Origin of the sequence: Streptomyces sp. NBC_01707, from assembly GCF_041438805.1 — a bacterium.
Taxonomy (GTDB): domain Bacteria; phylum Actinomycetota; class Actinomycetes; order Streptomycetales; family Streptomycetaceae; genus Streptomyces.
Genome location: NZ_CP109190.1, coordinates 45,916 through 58,880 on the forward strand (window position 1 = coordinate 45,916; position 12,965 = coordinate 58,880).

15 protein-coding genes and 5 pseudogenes are annotated in these 12,965 nt (G+C 67.8%); 8 read left to right on the top strand and 12 right to left on the bottom strand.

The window, feature by feature from the left end; genetic code table 11:
• Positions 1–87: 87 nt before the first annotated feature.
• Positions 88–579 (top strand): annotated as a pseudogene (locus OG963_RS00175) (transposase); the annotation flags it as partial.
• 272 nt (positions 580–851) lie between these two features.
• On the opposite strand, the gene OG963_RS00180 reads toward OG963_RS00175, so the two are convergent.
• Positions 852–1,061, bottom strand: a complete 210-nt coding sequence (locus OG963_RS00180) for a hypothetical protein (protein WP_327425344.1) — start codon at positions 1,059–1,061, stop codon at positions 852–854.
• Positions 1,062–1,177: 116 nt separating this feature from the next.
• Between OG963_RS00180 and OG963_RS00185 the strand changes: the two genes are divergently transcribed.
• A complete protein-coding gene (locus tag OG963_RS00185; RefSeq protein WP_030931185.1) occupies positions 1,178–1,606 on the top strand; it encodes a hypothetical protein in 429 nt (142 codons plus the stop codon).
• 85 nt (positions 1,607–1,691) lie between these two features.
• Entirely contained in the window at positions 1,692–2,108 is a 417-nt protein-coding gene (locus OG963_RS00190) for an SsgA family sporulation/cell division regulator (protein ID WP_327425345.1), read from the top strand.
• 255 nt (positions 2,109–2,363) lie between these two features.
• On the opposite strand, the gene OG963_RS00195 is transcribed toward OG963_RS00190, so the two are convergent.
• The 8 genes and pseudogenes from OG963_RS00195 to OG963_RS00230 form a co-directional block, all read right to left on the bottom strand.
• Positions 2,364–2,792, bottom strand: coding sequence for a site-specific integrase (locus tag OG963_RS00195; protein WP_331740934.1), 429 nt, complete (start codon positions 2,790–2,792; stop codon positions 2,364–2,366).
• Complete coding sequence (locus OG963_RS00200) at positions 2,789–3,415, bottom strand: hypothetical protein (protein WP_327425347.1); 627 nt, start codon at positions 3,413–3,415, stop codon at positions 2,789–2,791. Before OG963_RS00200 ends, OG963_RS00195 begins: the two co-directional genes overlap by 4 nt.
• Positions 3,416–3,626: 211 nt before the next feature.
• A complete protein-coding gene (locus OG963_RS00205; RefSeq protein WP_327425348.1) occupies positions 3,627–4,295 on the bottom strand; it encodes a uracil-DNA glycosylase in 669 nt (222 codons plus the stop codon).
• A gap of 173 nt (positions 4,296–4,468) precedes the next feature.
• On the bottom strand, positions 4,469–4,942 hold the full coding sequence (locus OG963_RS00210; RefSeq protein ID WP_327425349.1) for a hypothetical protein: 474 nt from the start codon (positions 4,940–4,942) through the stop codon (positions 4,469–4,471).
• Positions 4,939–5,169, bottom strand: coding sequence for a Tn3 family transposase (locus OG963_RS00215; RefSeq protein ID WP_371798139.1), 231 nt, complete (start codon positions 5,167–5,169; stop codon positions 4,939–4,941). Before OG963_RS00215 ends, OG963_RS00210 begins: the two co-directional genes overlap by 4 nt.
• Positions 5,106–6,402, bottom strand: a pseudogene (locus tag OG963_RS00220) (Tn3 family transposase). Before OG963_RS00220 ends, OG963_RS00215 begins: the two are co-directional and overlap by 64 nt.
• A 49-nt stretch (positions 6,403–6,451) precedes the next feature.
• On the bottom strand, positions 6,452–6,988 hold the full coding sequence (locus tag OG963_RS00225) for a transposase (protein ID WP_327425749.1): 537 nt from the start codon (positions 6,986–6,988) through the stop codon (positions 6,452–6,454).
• A complete protein-coding gene (locus OG963_RS00230; protein ID WP_327419962.1) occupies positions 6,985–7,524 on the bottom strand; it encodes a winged helix-turn-helix domain-containing protein in 540 nt (179 codons plus the stop codon). The genes OG963_RS00225 and OG963_RS00230 overlap by 4 nt, the downstream gene beginning before the upstream one ends.
• Before the next feature lie 68 nt (positions 7,525–7,592).
• Here OG963_RS00230 and OG963_RS00235 point away from each other — a divergent pair, with 68 nt between their 5' ends.
• The 5 genes and pseudogenes from OG963_RS00235 to OG963_RS00255 all read left to right on the top strand — a co-directional run.
• Complete coding sequence (locus tag OG963_RS00235; protein WP_371798140.1) at positions 7,593–9,659, top strand: hypothetical protein; 2,067 nt, start codon at positions 7,593–7,595, stop codon at positions 9,657–9,659.
• A 527-nt stretch (positions 9,660–10,186) separates the two neighbouring features.
• The gene (locus tag OG963_RS00240; RefSeq protein WP_327425352.1) at positions 10,187–10,426 is read left to right on the top strand and encodes a hypothetical protein; all 240 of its coding nucleotides are present in this window, start codon (positions 10,187–10,189) and stop codon (positions 10,424–10,426) included.
• Between the two features lie 24 nt (positions 10,427–10,450).
• Positions 10,451–11,110 carry a transposase gene (locus OG963_RS00245; protein ID WP_371798141.1) on the top strand — a complete coding sequence of 220 codons (660 nt, stop codon included), beginning with the start codon at positions 10,451–10,453 and terminating at the stop codon, positions 11,108–11,110.
• Between the two features lie 115 nt (positions 11,111–11,225).
• Positions 11,226–11,393: pseudogene (locus tag OG963_RS00250) on the top strand (transposase); the annotation flags it as partial.
• Between the two features lie 2 nt (positions 11,394–11,395).
• Positions 11,396–11,861 (top strand): annotated as a pseudogene (locus OG963_RS00255) (IS3 family transposase); the annotation flags it as partial.
• Between the two features lie 108 nt (positions 11,862–11,969).
• Here OG963_RS00255 and OG963_RS00260 read toward each other — a convergent pair.
• The 3 genes and pseudogenes from OG963_RS00260 to OG963_RS00270 form a co-directional block, all read right to left on the bottom strand.
• Positions 11,970–12,218: a type II toxin-antitoxin system RelE/ParE family toxin gene (locus OG963_RS00260; RefSeq protein ID WP_327425354.1), complete on the bottom strand. Its 249-nt coding sequence runs from the start codon at positions 12,216–12,218 to the stop codon at positions 11,970–11,972.
• Positions 12,215–12,481 carry a type II toxin-antitoxin system prevent-host-death family antitoxin gene (locus OG963_RS00265; RefSeq protein ID WP_327425355.1) on the bottom strand — a complete coding sequence of 89 codons (267 nt, stop codon included), beginning with the start codon at positions 12,479–12,481 and terminating at the stop codon, positions 12,215–12,217. Before OG963_RS00265 ends, OG963_RS00260 begins: the two co-directional genes overlap by 4 nt.
• 62 nt (positions 12,482–12,543) lie before the next feature.
• Positions 12,544–12,822, bottom strand: a pseudogene (locus OG963_RS00270) (transposase); the annotation flags it as partial.
• Positions 12,823–12,965 lie beyond the last annotated feature (143 nt).

Here is a 12,965-nt window from a genome sequence, read left to right on the forward strand (position 1 = left end):
CAACCGCTCCGCATTTACGATCAACCCCGGAACGGTTCGGGATTGTAAAACTAACGGCGGATCTGATGATCAAGAGAGAGACGCCAGATGACCGACACCGCCGTTGAGTCCATGGAGTCCGTCGAGCAGGCCACCTCGCCGTCGGCGAGCGGGACAAGCGACGAGCAGTTGATCGCGATGCTTGTGGATCGGGCCTGCCCGGAGGGCCTGCAACTGACCGGCGAGGGCGGGTTGTTGCAGCAGCTGACGAAGCGGGTGCTGGAGTCCGCCCTGGAGGGCGAGATCACCGACCACGTCGGCTACGACAACGCTGCAGGGAAGAACAGTGGCAATAGCCGCAACGGCACCCGGGCCAAGACCAAGACCGTGCTGACCGATGTCGGCCCGGTCGAGGTCCGGGTGCCGCGCGACACCGCCGGCACATTCGAGCCGCAGATCGTCAAGAAGCGGCAGCGGCGACTGACCGGGGTGGACGAGATGGTGCTCTCGCTGTCGGCCAAGGGCCTCACACACGGTGAGATCGCCGCTCACCTCGCCGAGGTCTACGGGGTGGAAACGTCCAAGCAGACCACTAGGCGCCCGAGCTCGGGAAGCGGACTGTGCCCTTCGGACCAGTCATTGACCCAACCGCAACCCGCACACGCGTACCGGCCATCGAGACCCGCGATCTGCGTCCCGCACCGAGCGCACCCTATATAGGTGATCTCCGGGTGCGACAGAGACATCTCAGACCGTGCCGATTCCGGGCCAATCACCATGATCGGAAGCTACCCGCGTAAGCAGCGACGCCAGGGGCTAAAAGCGACACCACCACACCCTCTCTACAGGCGCCAGGAAACCCTTACTTGCTCTCAAGGGCCCAGCGCAGCGCCGTCCGTTTCTCGCGTCATCGCTGGCGCATGGTCAGGCAGGCGGTTTTCCGAACGGAAAACTCCCCGGTCGCGGAGCTGCTGGAGGCTCTCCAGGCCGCCCGGCCGGTACAGCGGGCCGGCGGCGATGTCGGCCTCTGCCGCGTCCGCGGAGCGGGAAAACCAGGTCCTGAAGGTGATGAAATATGTCACAGGCGGAACGTTTAACGTTCAACTTGCTTGGGAGTAGCGTCGCTCTTGCCCCACCACCCCGGGGCGCCGCCAGGGCCCCACCCACAGGGCTCCGGCACCGAACAAGGAGAAAGATCATGAATCACACCTTCGGGCGTCGCGCCGCCACCGCGGCCGTCGCTTTCGCAGCCATAGCCGGCACCCTGCTGGCAGCGGGCGGAGCCGCCTCGGCAGCTCCGAATCCTGCGGCCGGCCATGCCGCTGTCGCCTCCCACACCCCGGGCGCATCGACGTACGGCGACCACCGTGGCGACCGGAACGACCACCGCGGCAGCTGGGGCGACCGGGACGGAGACGGCCACCGCTGGGGCGACCGGGACGACCGCCGCGGCGACTGGCGCTGGGATGGTCACCGCCGCTGGGAGCGGCAGGGCGGGTACTGGTACAGCAACGACCACGGCCACCGTTACCGCTTCGACAACCACCGCTTCTACCAGTGGGAGCGCGGCATATGGGTCGTCGTGATCGGCAACGGGCACGACTTCGACTACGGCATCTTCCGCTGAACGCACGGACCATGGCGCGCGCCGAGCCCGGGCACCCGCTCTACCGCCCGGGCCCGGCACCCCCGGTCCCAACACACTCCGAACCATGAGCAGCTGCGTAGATCACATGCTCGACATGGAGCTCGCGTCCCCTCTGGGTGAGCGGATCCTCGTGCCGACCCACCTGCTCTACAGGTCACAGGACCCGCTCGCCGTTCAGCTCCTCTTCCAGGACGGCCTCCATGGCCCAGTCCCGTGGGTCTTCGCGCGCGACCTTCTCGCCGCAGGGACTCAGACCCTCAGCGGGGACGGGGACGTACAGGTCTGGCCCGACGGGTCCGGCCGCGAGGCGCTGCTGCACCTCCTACTGTCCTCCCCGCACGGGTCCGCCCACCTCACGGCCTCGCTCCCGGCGATCGAGCGGTGGCTGCACCGCACGTACCAGCTCGTGCCCGCCGCCAGGGAAACCCAGGCACTGGACCTCGAAACCCACCTCACCCAGTTCCTGGACGGAGCGGCCTGAAACCGTTCCGGGATTCCTGGAGCCTCGCTTATCGGCACACACACGAGCCCCCTTGCCCGCCCGACACCGACGGTGACGGGCCGGCAACAGCAATGAAGACGGTGCACCGGGTACCACGGGTGACCGTGGCCGACGTCACCAGGTCAAAACGGACATACGATGCCATCATCGATATCATGCAAGATTCAACCATTCACCTTGAAGGAGTCGCCGTATCATCCGCCGCAAAAACAACGGATATCGCTGACCAGGGGCTCAGCTCCGTCGGCGGGCGGCCGGGTCGGACGCCGCGACGTGGGCCGCAACCGCGTCGACGCCGGGACGGGCGTACCGCTCCAGGGAGCGGACGGAGGCGTGCCGGGAGCGGGCCAACAGCATCGGCGTGGATGTCCCGCTTTCCGCATCGTGTGTCAACGCGCTGCGCCTGAGCCGGTGGAGGGTCCAGCCGTCCAGGTCCTCGATGTCCTCGGGCGAGGCCAGCGGGTTGGCCAGCAGTCGGGTGTTCTCCTCGAAGATCTCCTCGGCCCGGCGGTAGGAGAGCCGGACCCGTCCGGTCTCCGGGCACACGTCGAGCGTCGGTGTCCCGGCCGGGGCCTTGCGGTCGGTGAGGAACAAGGGACCGCGGGTACGGCGGGCGATGAGGCGGGCAGCAGTTGGGCGGTGCCGGACTGCCAGTGAATTCACTCTGTGGCCCCGCCCTTGGCGGTGATCTTCCCGTGCTTGTCCTGCGCGTACAGGTCTTCCACGTTCAGGCACAGCACCTCGTCGGCGCGGGCCGCGGACTCGTAGAGCATCTTCCAGAACGTCTTCTTGCGCAGGGCGACGTCCAGGCGCCACAGGGCGGCGATCTGGTTCTCGGCCAGGGCCTTGGTGCGGTCCGGCGGCGCCGGCCGCCGCTCGATCCCGATCGTCGGGTCACCGCTGATCCAGCCCTGGCGCTGCCACCAGCCGATCGCCTTGCGCGCGATGGACAGCTCCCGGTTGACGGTGTCGGCGTCCATCTCGTCCGCCCGAGCCGCCGCCAGCTCGGCCAGCACCTCGGGCAGCGCGGGATCGTCGATCGCGGCGACGGGGAAGACGGGCGGCTTCGCGCCGCGGCGGGCGGGCCCGGTCGGCGCCGGTTCGCCGGCGAGCATCCACCCCCATGTCGTCAGCGAGATCCGGTAGATCCGCGCGGAGGACTTCGCGGTGCCCGCGCCGGTGAGGTACCGCTCGACCGCCGCGGTGTACGACGAGGGCGGGGCAGACAGCGGCACCACCCGGGTGCGCGGCACACGCAGCGCGCCCCCGCTCCCGAGTTCGGTCACCGGTTCGCTTATCACGCCCGTCCCGCCCTTCCGGTCCTGCCGCAGTAAATGCGTACACCTCGCCTGCGGCCGCCGGAGGGCCCGCCGCAGGTCGCGATGATCACGCTAGAGGGTCTGCCGCAGTAAATCCGGCATTTACCGCGGCAGGCGGCAGCAACCGGCGTTCAGCCGACCGCGTCCGTGGCAAGCCTGGGCAGCGGCCCAACCAAGGTCATCCCATGGCGGCTTCTGGGCTCACCTTGGAAGCAGGCCCCCCGCGGAGCACATCACCGACTCTTTGGCAGGAGTCGATTCTGTGCTGTGCGCGGCGGGCGCGTTCCTCTGGGTCTCGCACGAAGAGAGCCTGTCGTCCAGGGTGGTACGTACTGACCACCTCCAGACTCCGTTCACGGACAACTCCGGGGTGCGTCTTGAGCAGGCGGTCCCACGCGTTCTGGGCTTCGCCGCCTTGGAGAAGCACGACCTCGACTTTCGGCATCAGCGCCAGCAGCTGCTTGAGGACCTCGACGCCGGCCTGGAGCTCGGCCGCCTTCGGCGAGCGGTTGATGTACCAGGGGTAGGCGTTCCAGGGAGTGACGTCTCGCGGCGCGATCCCTGCCCCCTCGAAGAGCTGGACCTGAAGCTCCGCTGTCGGATCGTCGTTCTCCACGCACAGGAATCCCGAGCCGGCACCCTCCTGCGTCTTGGGGCCCGGGTCCCGCAGGATCGACAGGGCGCGCGCATCCACTCCCCCATGCCAGGGGGCGACGTGCGGCATCCATCCACGCCCGTCATGGTCGCGCAAGGCGTCGACCATCTCATTGATCGAACGTACGTGTGGGGCGTAGCGCCGCTGCTCCTGCTCTATCCGGAACGCCTCGTCACGCATTCGTCTCGCCATGCTTCCTCCGATACCGGCATCCACCATCGCGGGGACCCTACCGGGCATGTCTGACCCTGCAGACTGCTCGATCGACCCTGCCCGCAGGCACCAGAGGGGGCTCACACTTTCAAGATCATCTCGTGGCGGCTTTTGGGCTCATCTTGGCTGGACCCCCAACATTCTTGACTTCTTTATAGACCGCGTGCCGGGCGGAGCAGCCCTGTGCGGAACAGGTCGGAGGCGGCGGCTTCAATTTCGGCGCGGGCCGCGGACGGGAAGACCGACCGCCGATGGGTGTTCGCGACCACCGCCTGGTCCAGGCTGCCGTGCGCCGAGACCGAGTGGAAGATCTCCAAGTCCTCCCGACCGAACAGCAGGAACCCTTCCTCGGTCCGCGTGTCCTCGATGGCCAGCCAGTGGGCCTGCCACCCCCACTGCACGTACGAGGGGATGGCCAGGCGGTCCGGCAGCTCTGCGAGGTGGTCGACCGCGTCGGCCGGGTGGTCTCTGTGCCAGTAGATCAGGGCCCAGGGCCCCTGGTGCAGGCGCTTGTCCAAGGCCTGGGCCCAGTGGCAGTCTGGGCAGTGGACGACGGGCTGCCCGTCGAACCTCCGGTCGTAGTCCGCAGCCGGGCGGTGCAGCTCGGCAGTTCGGTACGCGTTCATCGGGCCTCTGCGACGGTCGGGGCGGGGTGCACCGGGGTGCGGGGACGGGGCAACTCTGCGGTCAGCGCGAGGTCGAGCCGCCTGTCCATGTCGAGCCGGAAAGTACCGTACGGGTTGATGTTCGACCAGAACAGCGCGGTCAGGCCGCGCCGGTCCTCGACGCTCAGCCTGTTCGCCCACTTCGGCTCGGCCAGGACCTGCTGGAGCAGCAGGGTGTTGACGTGCACGAGGCTGGACTGGAGAGGTGCAGGGCGAGCATCGATGTCTCGGCGTGCTCCTTGTCCGGGCCGGTCAGGGCGCCGTCCTTGCCGTAGTGCAGCACGGTGTTCGCGCTGTTCCAGTTCTCCACGACCTGGAGCCCGCCGTGGATCTCGCGGCGCAGGCCGGGGCTGGCCAGGTAGTCGCAGGCGAAGACTGTACGAACTGCGCGGCCGAGTTCTTCGAGGGCGGCGTAGGTGGGGTGCTTGGGTCCACCGCGGGTGAAGCGCGGCAGCACCTGCTCCGCCTCCGCCGTCCCCAGGCGGAGCGCGGTCGCGTACTTGACCATCTGGTCGTACTGCTGCTCGATCAGCTCCCAGCGGATCGGCCGGGTCAGGGCGGTACAGGCGGATGCTGCCGATGTTCTTCAGTCTCGGCAGCGGCCGGAAGTTCAGCAGCTCGGTGAACGCGAACCCGACTACCGAGGCGCCGTGGGTGTCGACGTAGTTGGCCTCGATCTCGGCGTCCGTGCAGTGCCGCAGCAGCCCCTCGATCATCGCCGCGACCTCGGACGACGAACAGGACTTCAGCTGGGAGTAGATGCAGACGTTCTTCTTCTCGACGTGCCAGTAGATCATCACGCCGTTGCCGCCGTTGCCGCCGTAGCGGGCGTGGTACTCGGTCATAAAGTTGCTGGACCAGGACCCGAACTTCTTCGAGTCCGACGCGCACGCCGTGCCCTGACCCCACCAGGCGGCATCCCGGGCCGCGAAGGTGCCGTTCACGAGCCGGGTGACGGCGGCGCGGAGGTTGTCGACGGTGATGAAGTGCCGGCGCACGTGCCGCAGGGCGGCTTCGGTCTCGTCGTGCTCGCCGGTCGCCACGATCGCCCGGATGCCCATGTTGGTGCCCAGGGCGAACAGCGCGAGCAGCAGGCGCCGCTGGAGGGTCGCGCGGCCGATGCGCTCGTAGGCGGCGACCGAGGTGAACTCGTCGGTGAAGCCGGTGAGGAAGTCGGCGTTCTTCAAGGTGCGTAGCGCGGGCGAGCTCAGGACTCTCACCGTCGGTGATCCACTCCTCGGCCTGGGTGGGGGTGAACCGAACGGCCCGTGACCGCGACCGGGCTTCACAGCTCCCGTCGTCCCGCCCACTATGACCGACTCATCGAGTGTGGCAAGGTGCTGCGTCGGTGGAGCAACATGCGAGCGTCGGCCGCCGGTGGGCCAGCAGTGCAGGCCCACCGGTGTGCAGTGGGCCTGCACACCTCTCAGCCTGGATGGGAGCAAAACTGTTGACCGATTACTGAGGTTTTCAGGGTGAGGTCGGTGGGTTGATAGCCAGGCCCGTGGCGGTGAGGCAGCCGTCGATCAGGTGGGGCCGGATCTGGATTCTGCGTAACTCGCGGCGAAGTGTGCGGTCGAGGTCGTCGGGTGTGTCGAAGGCGGTGTTGGCCGTGGCTCTGCGCACGAGTGACCAGACGGCCTCGACGGGGTTCAGGTCGGGTGCATAGGGCGGGAGGCGGATGGTGGTGAGCCAGTCGTTTTCGGCCTCGTACCGTTTCAGCCCAGCAGCCAGGTGGGTGTTCAGGTTGTCCCAGACCACCACGATCGGCCCGCCGAGCTGGATGTGAGCGCGGACCAGCAGATCGCGGTAGTCCTGCCAGGAGAAGCTCTTGCGTGCGCCCTTGAGCAGGAGGTGGTTGCGGGGCCGATGGACGAGACGGCTTTTCTCGCCAGGTTTGTAGCAGCACAAGGCTGCCACCGAGGTCCGGCGACGGGATCTGCCTCTCACCCGGATGACGGGGGTGTGTCCGCGCCGGCCCCAGGTGCGGGCGCGGGGCGGCGTCATGGAGAACCCGGCCTCGTCCTCGAAGACGATCCAGCCACCATGGGCCGCCGCGAGGCTTTTACCCGCGGCCACACCTCCTTCTTCCACAGCTCGACGGCGCGCTCGTCGCGTTCGAGGGCTCTGCGGGCAGGTGCCTGCCAAGACCAGCCGTGCCGTTTCAGCAGCCGCCATACGGTCGCCACCGACAGACTCACTCGCAGACGCCGGCGGATCACCGTCTGGACCCGGGCCAGGGTCCAACGTTCATCTTCGAAACCGTGCGCCGACGGGCCCTTGCCGAGTTCGTCCTCGAGCACGGCGAACTGGGAATCGGTAACGGTCGGAGAGTTGGCCGGGCCTGCGGAACGCAAGGCCTCCATGCCACTCTCGCGCCAGGCACGGCGCCAGCGTTCCACCGACCGCACACTCACCCGCAGATCCTTCGCGATCACCGCGGTCTTCTCACCCGCCGCGAACCGCTCGCCAGCCTTCAGCCGGATCCCCTCACGAAACGCCCGACGCTCAGCAGTCAGGCCCCCACCCTCCGGATAACGCATACCACCGGCATACCGCAGGGATCATGAACCGTCACTACCCGACGACAACCCGAAAACCTCAGTACGTGATGGCTGCCACCGACGCCGACGGCAAACGGCTCGGGGAACAGATCGTCCCCACCGCACCCACCCATGGCGAAGCCACCGCATTCGGTGCCGGGCATCGCACGAACTACGTGTCGGTCCGTCACGGCAACGACATCACCCTCTACGGAAGAGACGCCACCGGCACCTGGTCGGTCCTCACCTCCGGCGCCCCTGCCGCCGTCGTCGTGGAACTGCGCCGGCAGCACGATGCCCTGTGCGGGCCGCGGCCGGCCTGGGACGAGGAGCCCGAGGTCGGCCGCGCCTCCACCGGCGATTACCTGCTGACCGCGATCGGCGTGGACGGCGAGCCGTTCGGGGAACGTGTCAGCCCCACAAGGCCTACGCCCGCCGAGGCCGCCGCACTCGGCGATCTCCACGAGTCGGACTACGTCATAGCCGGCCGGCACGACAGTGACGTGGTCACGCTCTACGGGCGCGGCAGCGACAACTCCTGGTCAGTGATCGCGGCCGATGTCGACGTCGATACTGCCGAGGAGATGTGCCTCTGGTTCGACCTCACGCGCCGTCACGGGAGGCGGTTGCCAGCGGGCCACCACCCTCTCGAGGACGTATCGATGCCCGAGGACAGGCGGATGGCGGCAGTACAGGCGATCTCGTTGGTCGTGGAGGAGATCCTGTCACGCCGCCTGGACTACCCCACGCAGGGCCTGACGGCGGATCGCTTCGCGGCGGGCTGGAGCGTGTACGCACCGGTGAACGTCGACGATAGCGACCCGATGGCCTTCCTGGACATGCCGGTGGGCCGGTCGGTGTTCCTTGTCAGCGACGCCGGGCGGATCAAGGAGATCTCGAGTTCGGTCCCCCCGCACCAGGCCGAGGAGATGTTCACCGCCGAGGAGACCTACCTCTGCCGAAGTCCCGCAGCCGACCGGTTCATGACCGACCTCAAGGAGGAGGTCATGCGGCTCGACGCCGCATCGGGCGGCGCCGCGGGCATCAGTTCGTTCACCGTCGTCGGCCCCTCCACAGAAGAGATCGTGGCCAGGGCATCACGGCTGGTCGGCCCGATCACGCAGCAACTGGCACAGCTCGGCCCACCGGGATGGGACCACTTCACCGCAATCTTCTCATTCACCGTCTCCGGCGAAGTCGCCCAACTGCGCTTCCGGTCCGGGAAACGACGCACCGAGACCCCTGTTCCCGAGCAAATAGCCCTGCTGGTCCGCCGACAGCGACACCTCGCCGCGCACCTGCCGGCCGGGCCGTGGTGGCGCCTGCTGCTCACCGTCAGCCACAGCGTGGGAACAGGTGCCCACGTCATGACCGAGTACGACTACGGCGACGAGCCCTTCCCCACCGAGGACCTGCTGGCCCCCCATCACTACCGCAACGACTTCGCCGCCTACCCGAGGGGCGAGGTCCCCGGCTGGCTGAAGCGTCATGCCGCGGCTGCCGGGAAACCCGCCGCGTCCGAGCCGCGCGCCGCCACCGACCACCGCACCGAGCCGCGCGGGCCTGTCGCGCCGCCGCCCCGGATGGTGAACACCGTGCTCCGCGGAAAGCAGTTGTACGCCGACGAACGGCAGATCGTGTACGGCCGCCACTCGATCGAGCTCGAAGAAGTGGAATGGGTGTCCTACTCCGCCACACACACCATCCACCGAGGGTTCCTCTTCCCGAGCATGCACGACACCTCGTACCAGCTGTCCGTGGGTCACGACGAGCGTGGGCGGAAGCCGGTGATCGGCCTCGGGTGGTTCAAGAACGGCAAGAACCACGTGACGCCGCCCGAGTGGATCGCCATGGTCGAGTTCGTCCAACGGTACGTCGAACCGCAGCTCGTGGCAGGGCTCGTCGACCGTGTCCGCCGTGGCGAGACCGTCCGGATCGGTGGTCTTCAGATCCGCCCGGAGGGCCTCCTGGCCCACCGGTTCAACCCGTCGTGGTCGTCGCTCGCGGGGGCGCGGGCGGCCGACGGCAACGTCTGGTTCTACCTGCACGGCCAGTCCCAAGCCGCCACCAGAGTTCCCCTGGACACCCCCAATGCCGTACTCCTGCCCCGACTGATCGCCACCTTCACCGCATGAGAGGGCGTTTGAAGTCGTGCGCAAGATGTTCGCAGGGGATTCCCGTGCGGTTGACGTAGAGGTTTGCGTTGTCGGCTCTCCTGCCCCCGTCGGCTGCCGGCCGTCTGCTCAGTCATCTGCCCGAGGACGCGGTGGAGCTGTTGCTGGCGAGAATCATCGCGCAGTCGTAGGCATGCAGTTGCTCTGGCTGACGTTGGGCTCTCGCGGCGTGATCGAGCGCTTTGGCGCGGGCTCCGTATCAGGATCGGCGGCATCGCCCCGGCCGTCCTCGCCGAGCCCTACCGGTCGGCGGCGACCCTGGGCGAGGGAATGGGTGGACACGCAGGTGCACGGGACGGGCGATCGTGGGCTCAGGCCGACGCGCAGGACGCGGCCTTCCCCCGTGAGGCGATCCCGCCTGCCGGGCCGGTCGCGGAGGCGCGTCGCTGCTCCTGCACGAGGCGTTCCTGGCCGCCGCGTTCGCGCTGCCGCTCGGTGACCGCTACCGCCCGGGCCTGCCCTCGCCCTACCTGCGGTGCAAGGCCCAGGTGGTGCAGCTGCTGCCGTCCGCCGCGCTGGAGGTGCTGCAGCGGCGCAAGCAGTACTTCAAGACCGCGTTCGCGATCGCGTCCCCCTCCGGGTGCCGCGCACCGCGGTGCGTGGGCGCGGGACTGCTGGACGGTGACGCGCTGGCGGTCGAGACCGATCTGGCGGTGCTGCTGGTCGTTGCGGCGCTGGAGCGGTGGCTGGCCGGAGCCGAGATGAAGGCGGTCATCACAAAAGTCTGATCCGTCAGCGTCAGCCACTTACGGATGGCGTGCTCACACCAAGTACCATCCCCGGATGGCACTCTTCAGGCGCAACAAAGCCAGCAGCAACGCAACAACCGCACTGCTTGTCGTCACGGACAGCGGCATCACCCGCGTAAGCACCGGTTCGTATGGGACAGACCTCGTCCAAGAGGTCGCCAAACTGCTCCGCTCCGAGAACATCCGGAGTCCCGCGCCTGCCTGAGCGATCCCGACTCCCGGCTGGTTCCTGGCAAACGCGGCGGCTACCTGCAGGGATACAACATCCAGATTGTGTGCGCTCGCCGCCAGTTCTTGCTGGCCATCGAAGCGCACGACAATCCCTCGGACAGAACGGCCCTCGTTCCGATGGTGAACAAGACGCAGCACAATCACCAGGCCGCAGGACTCCCCGGAGACATCCAACTCTGGCTCGCCGACAGCGGGTACGCTTCCGCCGCCGCCTTCGAGGCCCTCGCTGACCTCCCACTGCTGCTCTCGGTCACCAGCGATGCCGACCAGGCAGGCTTCCCCGCGAAACGCCAGCAGGCCCCTGCCGGCCAGCAGGACATGGCGGCCCGCCTCGCCACCCCGACAGGACGGGCCCAGTACCGTCAGCGCAGTGCCCTGGTCGAGCCGGGGTTCGCCCAGCTCTTCCAACGATTCGGGCGCCACCTCAGCTAGCGCGGCCGCCGGGCCGTGGACACCGAGATCAAGCTCCTCGGCACGGTCCACAACCTCAACAAACTGATCAAGCACGCACCCAGGAAGCGCTCTTGACCTTCACCGGGCAGGAACCGTGCGACAGCCTCTCGCCTGCCCGGCCCGTGTTCCCAAACCCCGGGGCACCGGCCCCGGACGTCCGCCCGGCGCCAAGAACAAACACCGGGCACCCCGCTACGACGTCGGCAAGACCGTCAAACGCCCCGAGACCCTCAAGGCCATCGGCAAGCCCGGAAGACCTTAGTAGATAAAGAACAAGCTTATCTCGCGACGGTGCTGGACTGCTTCAGCCGCAAGATCGTCGGCTGGTCCACATCGCCGACCACATGCGCACCGACCTGGTCACCGACGCACTGCGGATGGCAGCCTCGACCCGCGGCGGCCTGGTCGGCGCCGCGTTCCACTGCGACCACGGAGCGCAATACGGATCCCGGGCCTTCACCGCCCTCTGCGACCAGCTCGGAGTCACCCGGTCAATGGGCGCGGTCGGCACCAGCGCCGACAACGCGGCCTGCGAAAGCTACCACGCGTCCCTGAAACGCGAGACTCTCCAGGGCGCCCGCGACTACGGTGACGCCGGCACCTGCCGCAGGACCGTCTTCGCCTGGCTGACCCGCTACAACACCCGCCGCCGGCACTCCGCCACGGCCACCTCAGCCCCAACGAATACGAACACCGACACCACACCGCTAAACTCACGCTCGCCGCGTGATCAATAACCGCGTGCCCACCTTCACGGGGAAGGCCCGACACGCACACCCAACAACGTGACAACGCCAGAATCTTGCCCGAAGCCTCAGGGAGTTTGCCCGCCTCTCGATCAGGCGGTGTGTCCTACGTGCTCAATGTGCAGCGTGCTGTTCTGGGTATCGATGCGGTACAGGATTCTCCAAGGGCCGCTGTGCAGACGCCGGTGACTGCTTCCCCACGCGCGAGAGCCTTCGGGGGCCGGATCATCCGCAAGCCGGTCCGTGGCATGCAGCAGTGCGTCCACGCCGGCAGGGTCGGCCTTCAGGTGGCCGGCTGCTTCATTGAGGGCGGCAGGCTCCCAGGTGACGCTCCAGCTCACTCTCCGCTCCGACCTGCCGCGTCGAGGAGCGCAAGACGCGCCTCGGCGTGGGGGACGGGAGCGGGGGTGATCCCCAGGGCCCTGTCGCGCTCCAGGCGCGCGATGGCCAGGGCGTCTTCGAGGTCCTCCAGTTCCGCGGGCGAGATCAGGACGGCAGCGGGTGTACCCCGGTCGGTGAGGGTGATGTGCTCGTGCTGGGCGGCACGACGCGCGAGGTCACCCAGACAGGTACGGGCTTCAGCAATCGGATATGTACTCGACATGGATCTAGATTACACCTACATCACACTTCGTGGCAATGGGCTGTCGGTGTCGGACAACACGGCCCGTCCTGGTCGACAGCCCGCCACAGATACTTCTGCACCCCGTTAATCCTGATGAAGACCTCGTCCAGATGCCACTTGTCACCGGGCCGGGGACGTCGGCGCCGCAGTCCGTCGGCATAGGCCTCCCCGAACTTGGCGCACCACCGCCGCACCGTCTCGTGGGAGACGATCACACCGCGCTCGAGCATCAGCTCCTCGAGCTCGCGGAATGACAGCGGGAACCGGAAGTACAGCCCTACGCAGTGAGAGATCACCTCGACCGTCACGGACGACACCAGCGATCCCCTCCCAGCGTGATCAACACGTAGACGGGACCGGTCGCGGACCCGCACCACCACGCAGCAAAACAGCCGACCTGATCAAAGACCTCAACATCGCCCGGGAGGGCCACCACCGGGTCCGCGCGGGCACGCAGAAGAGA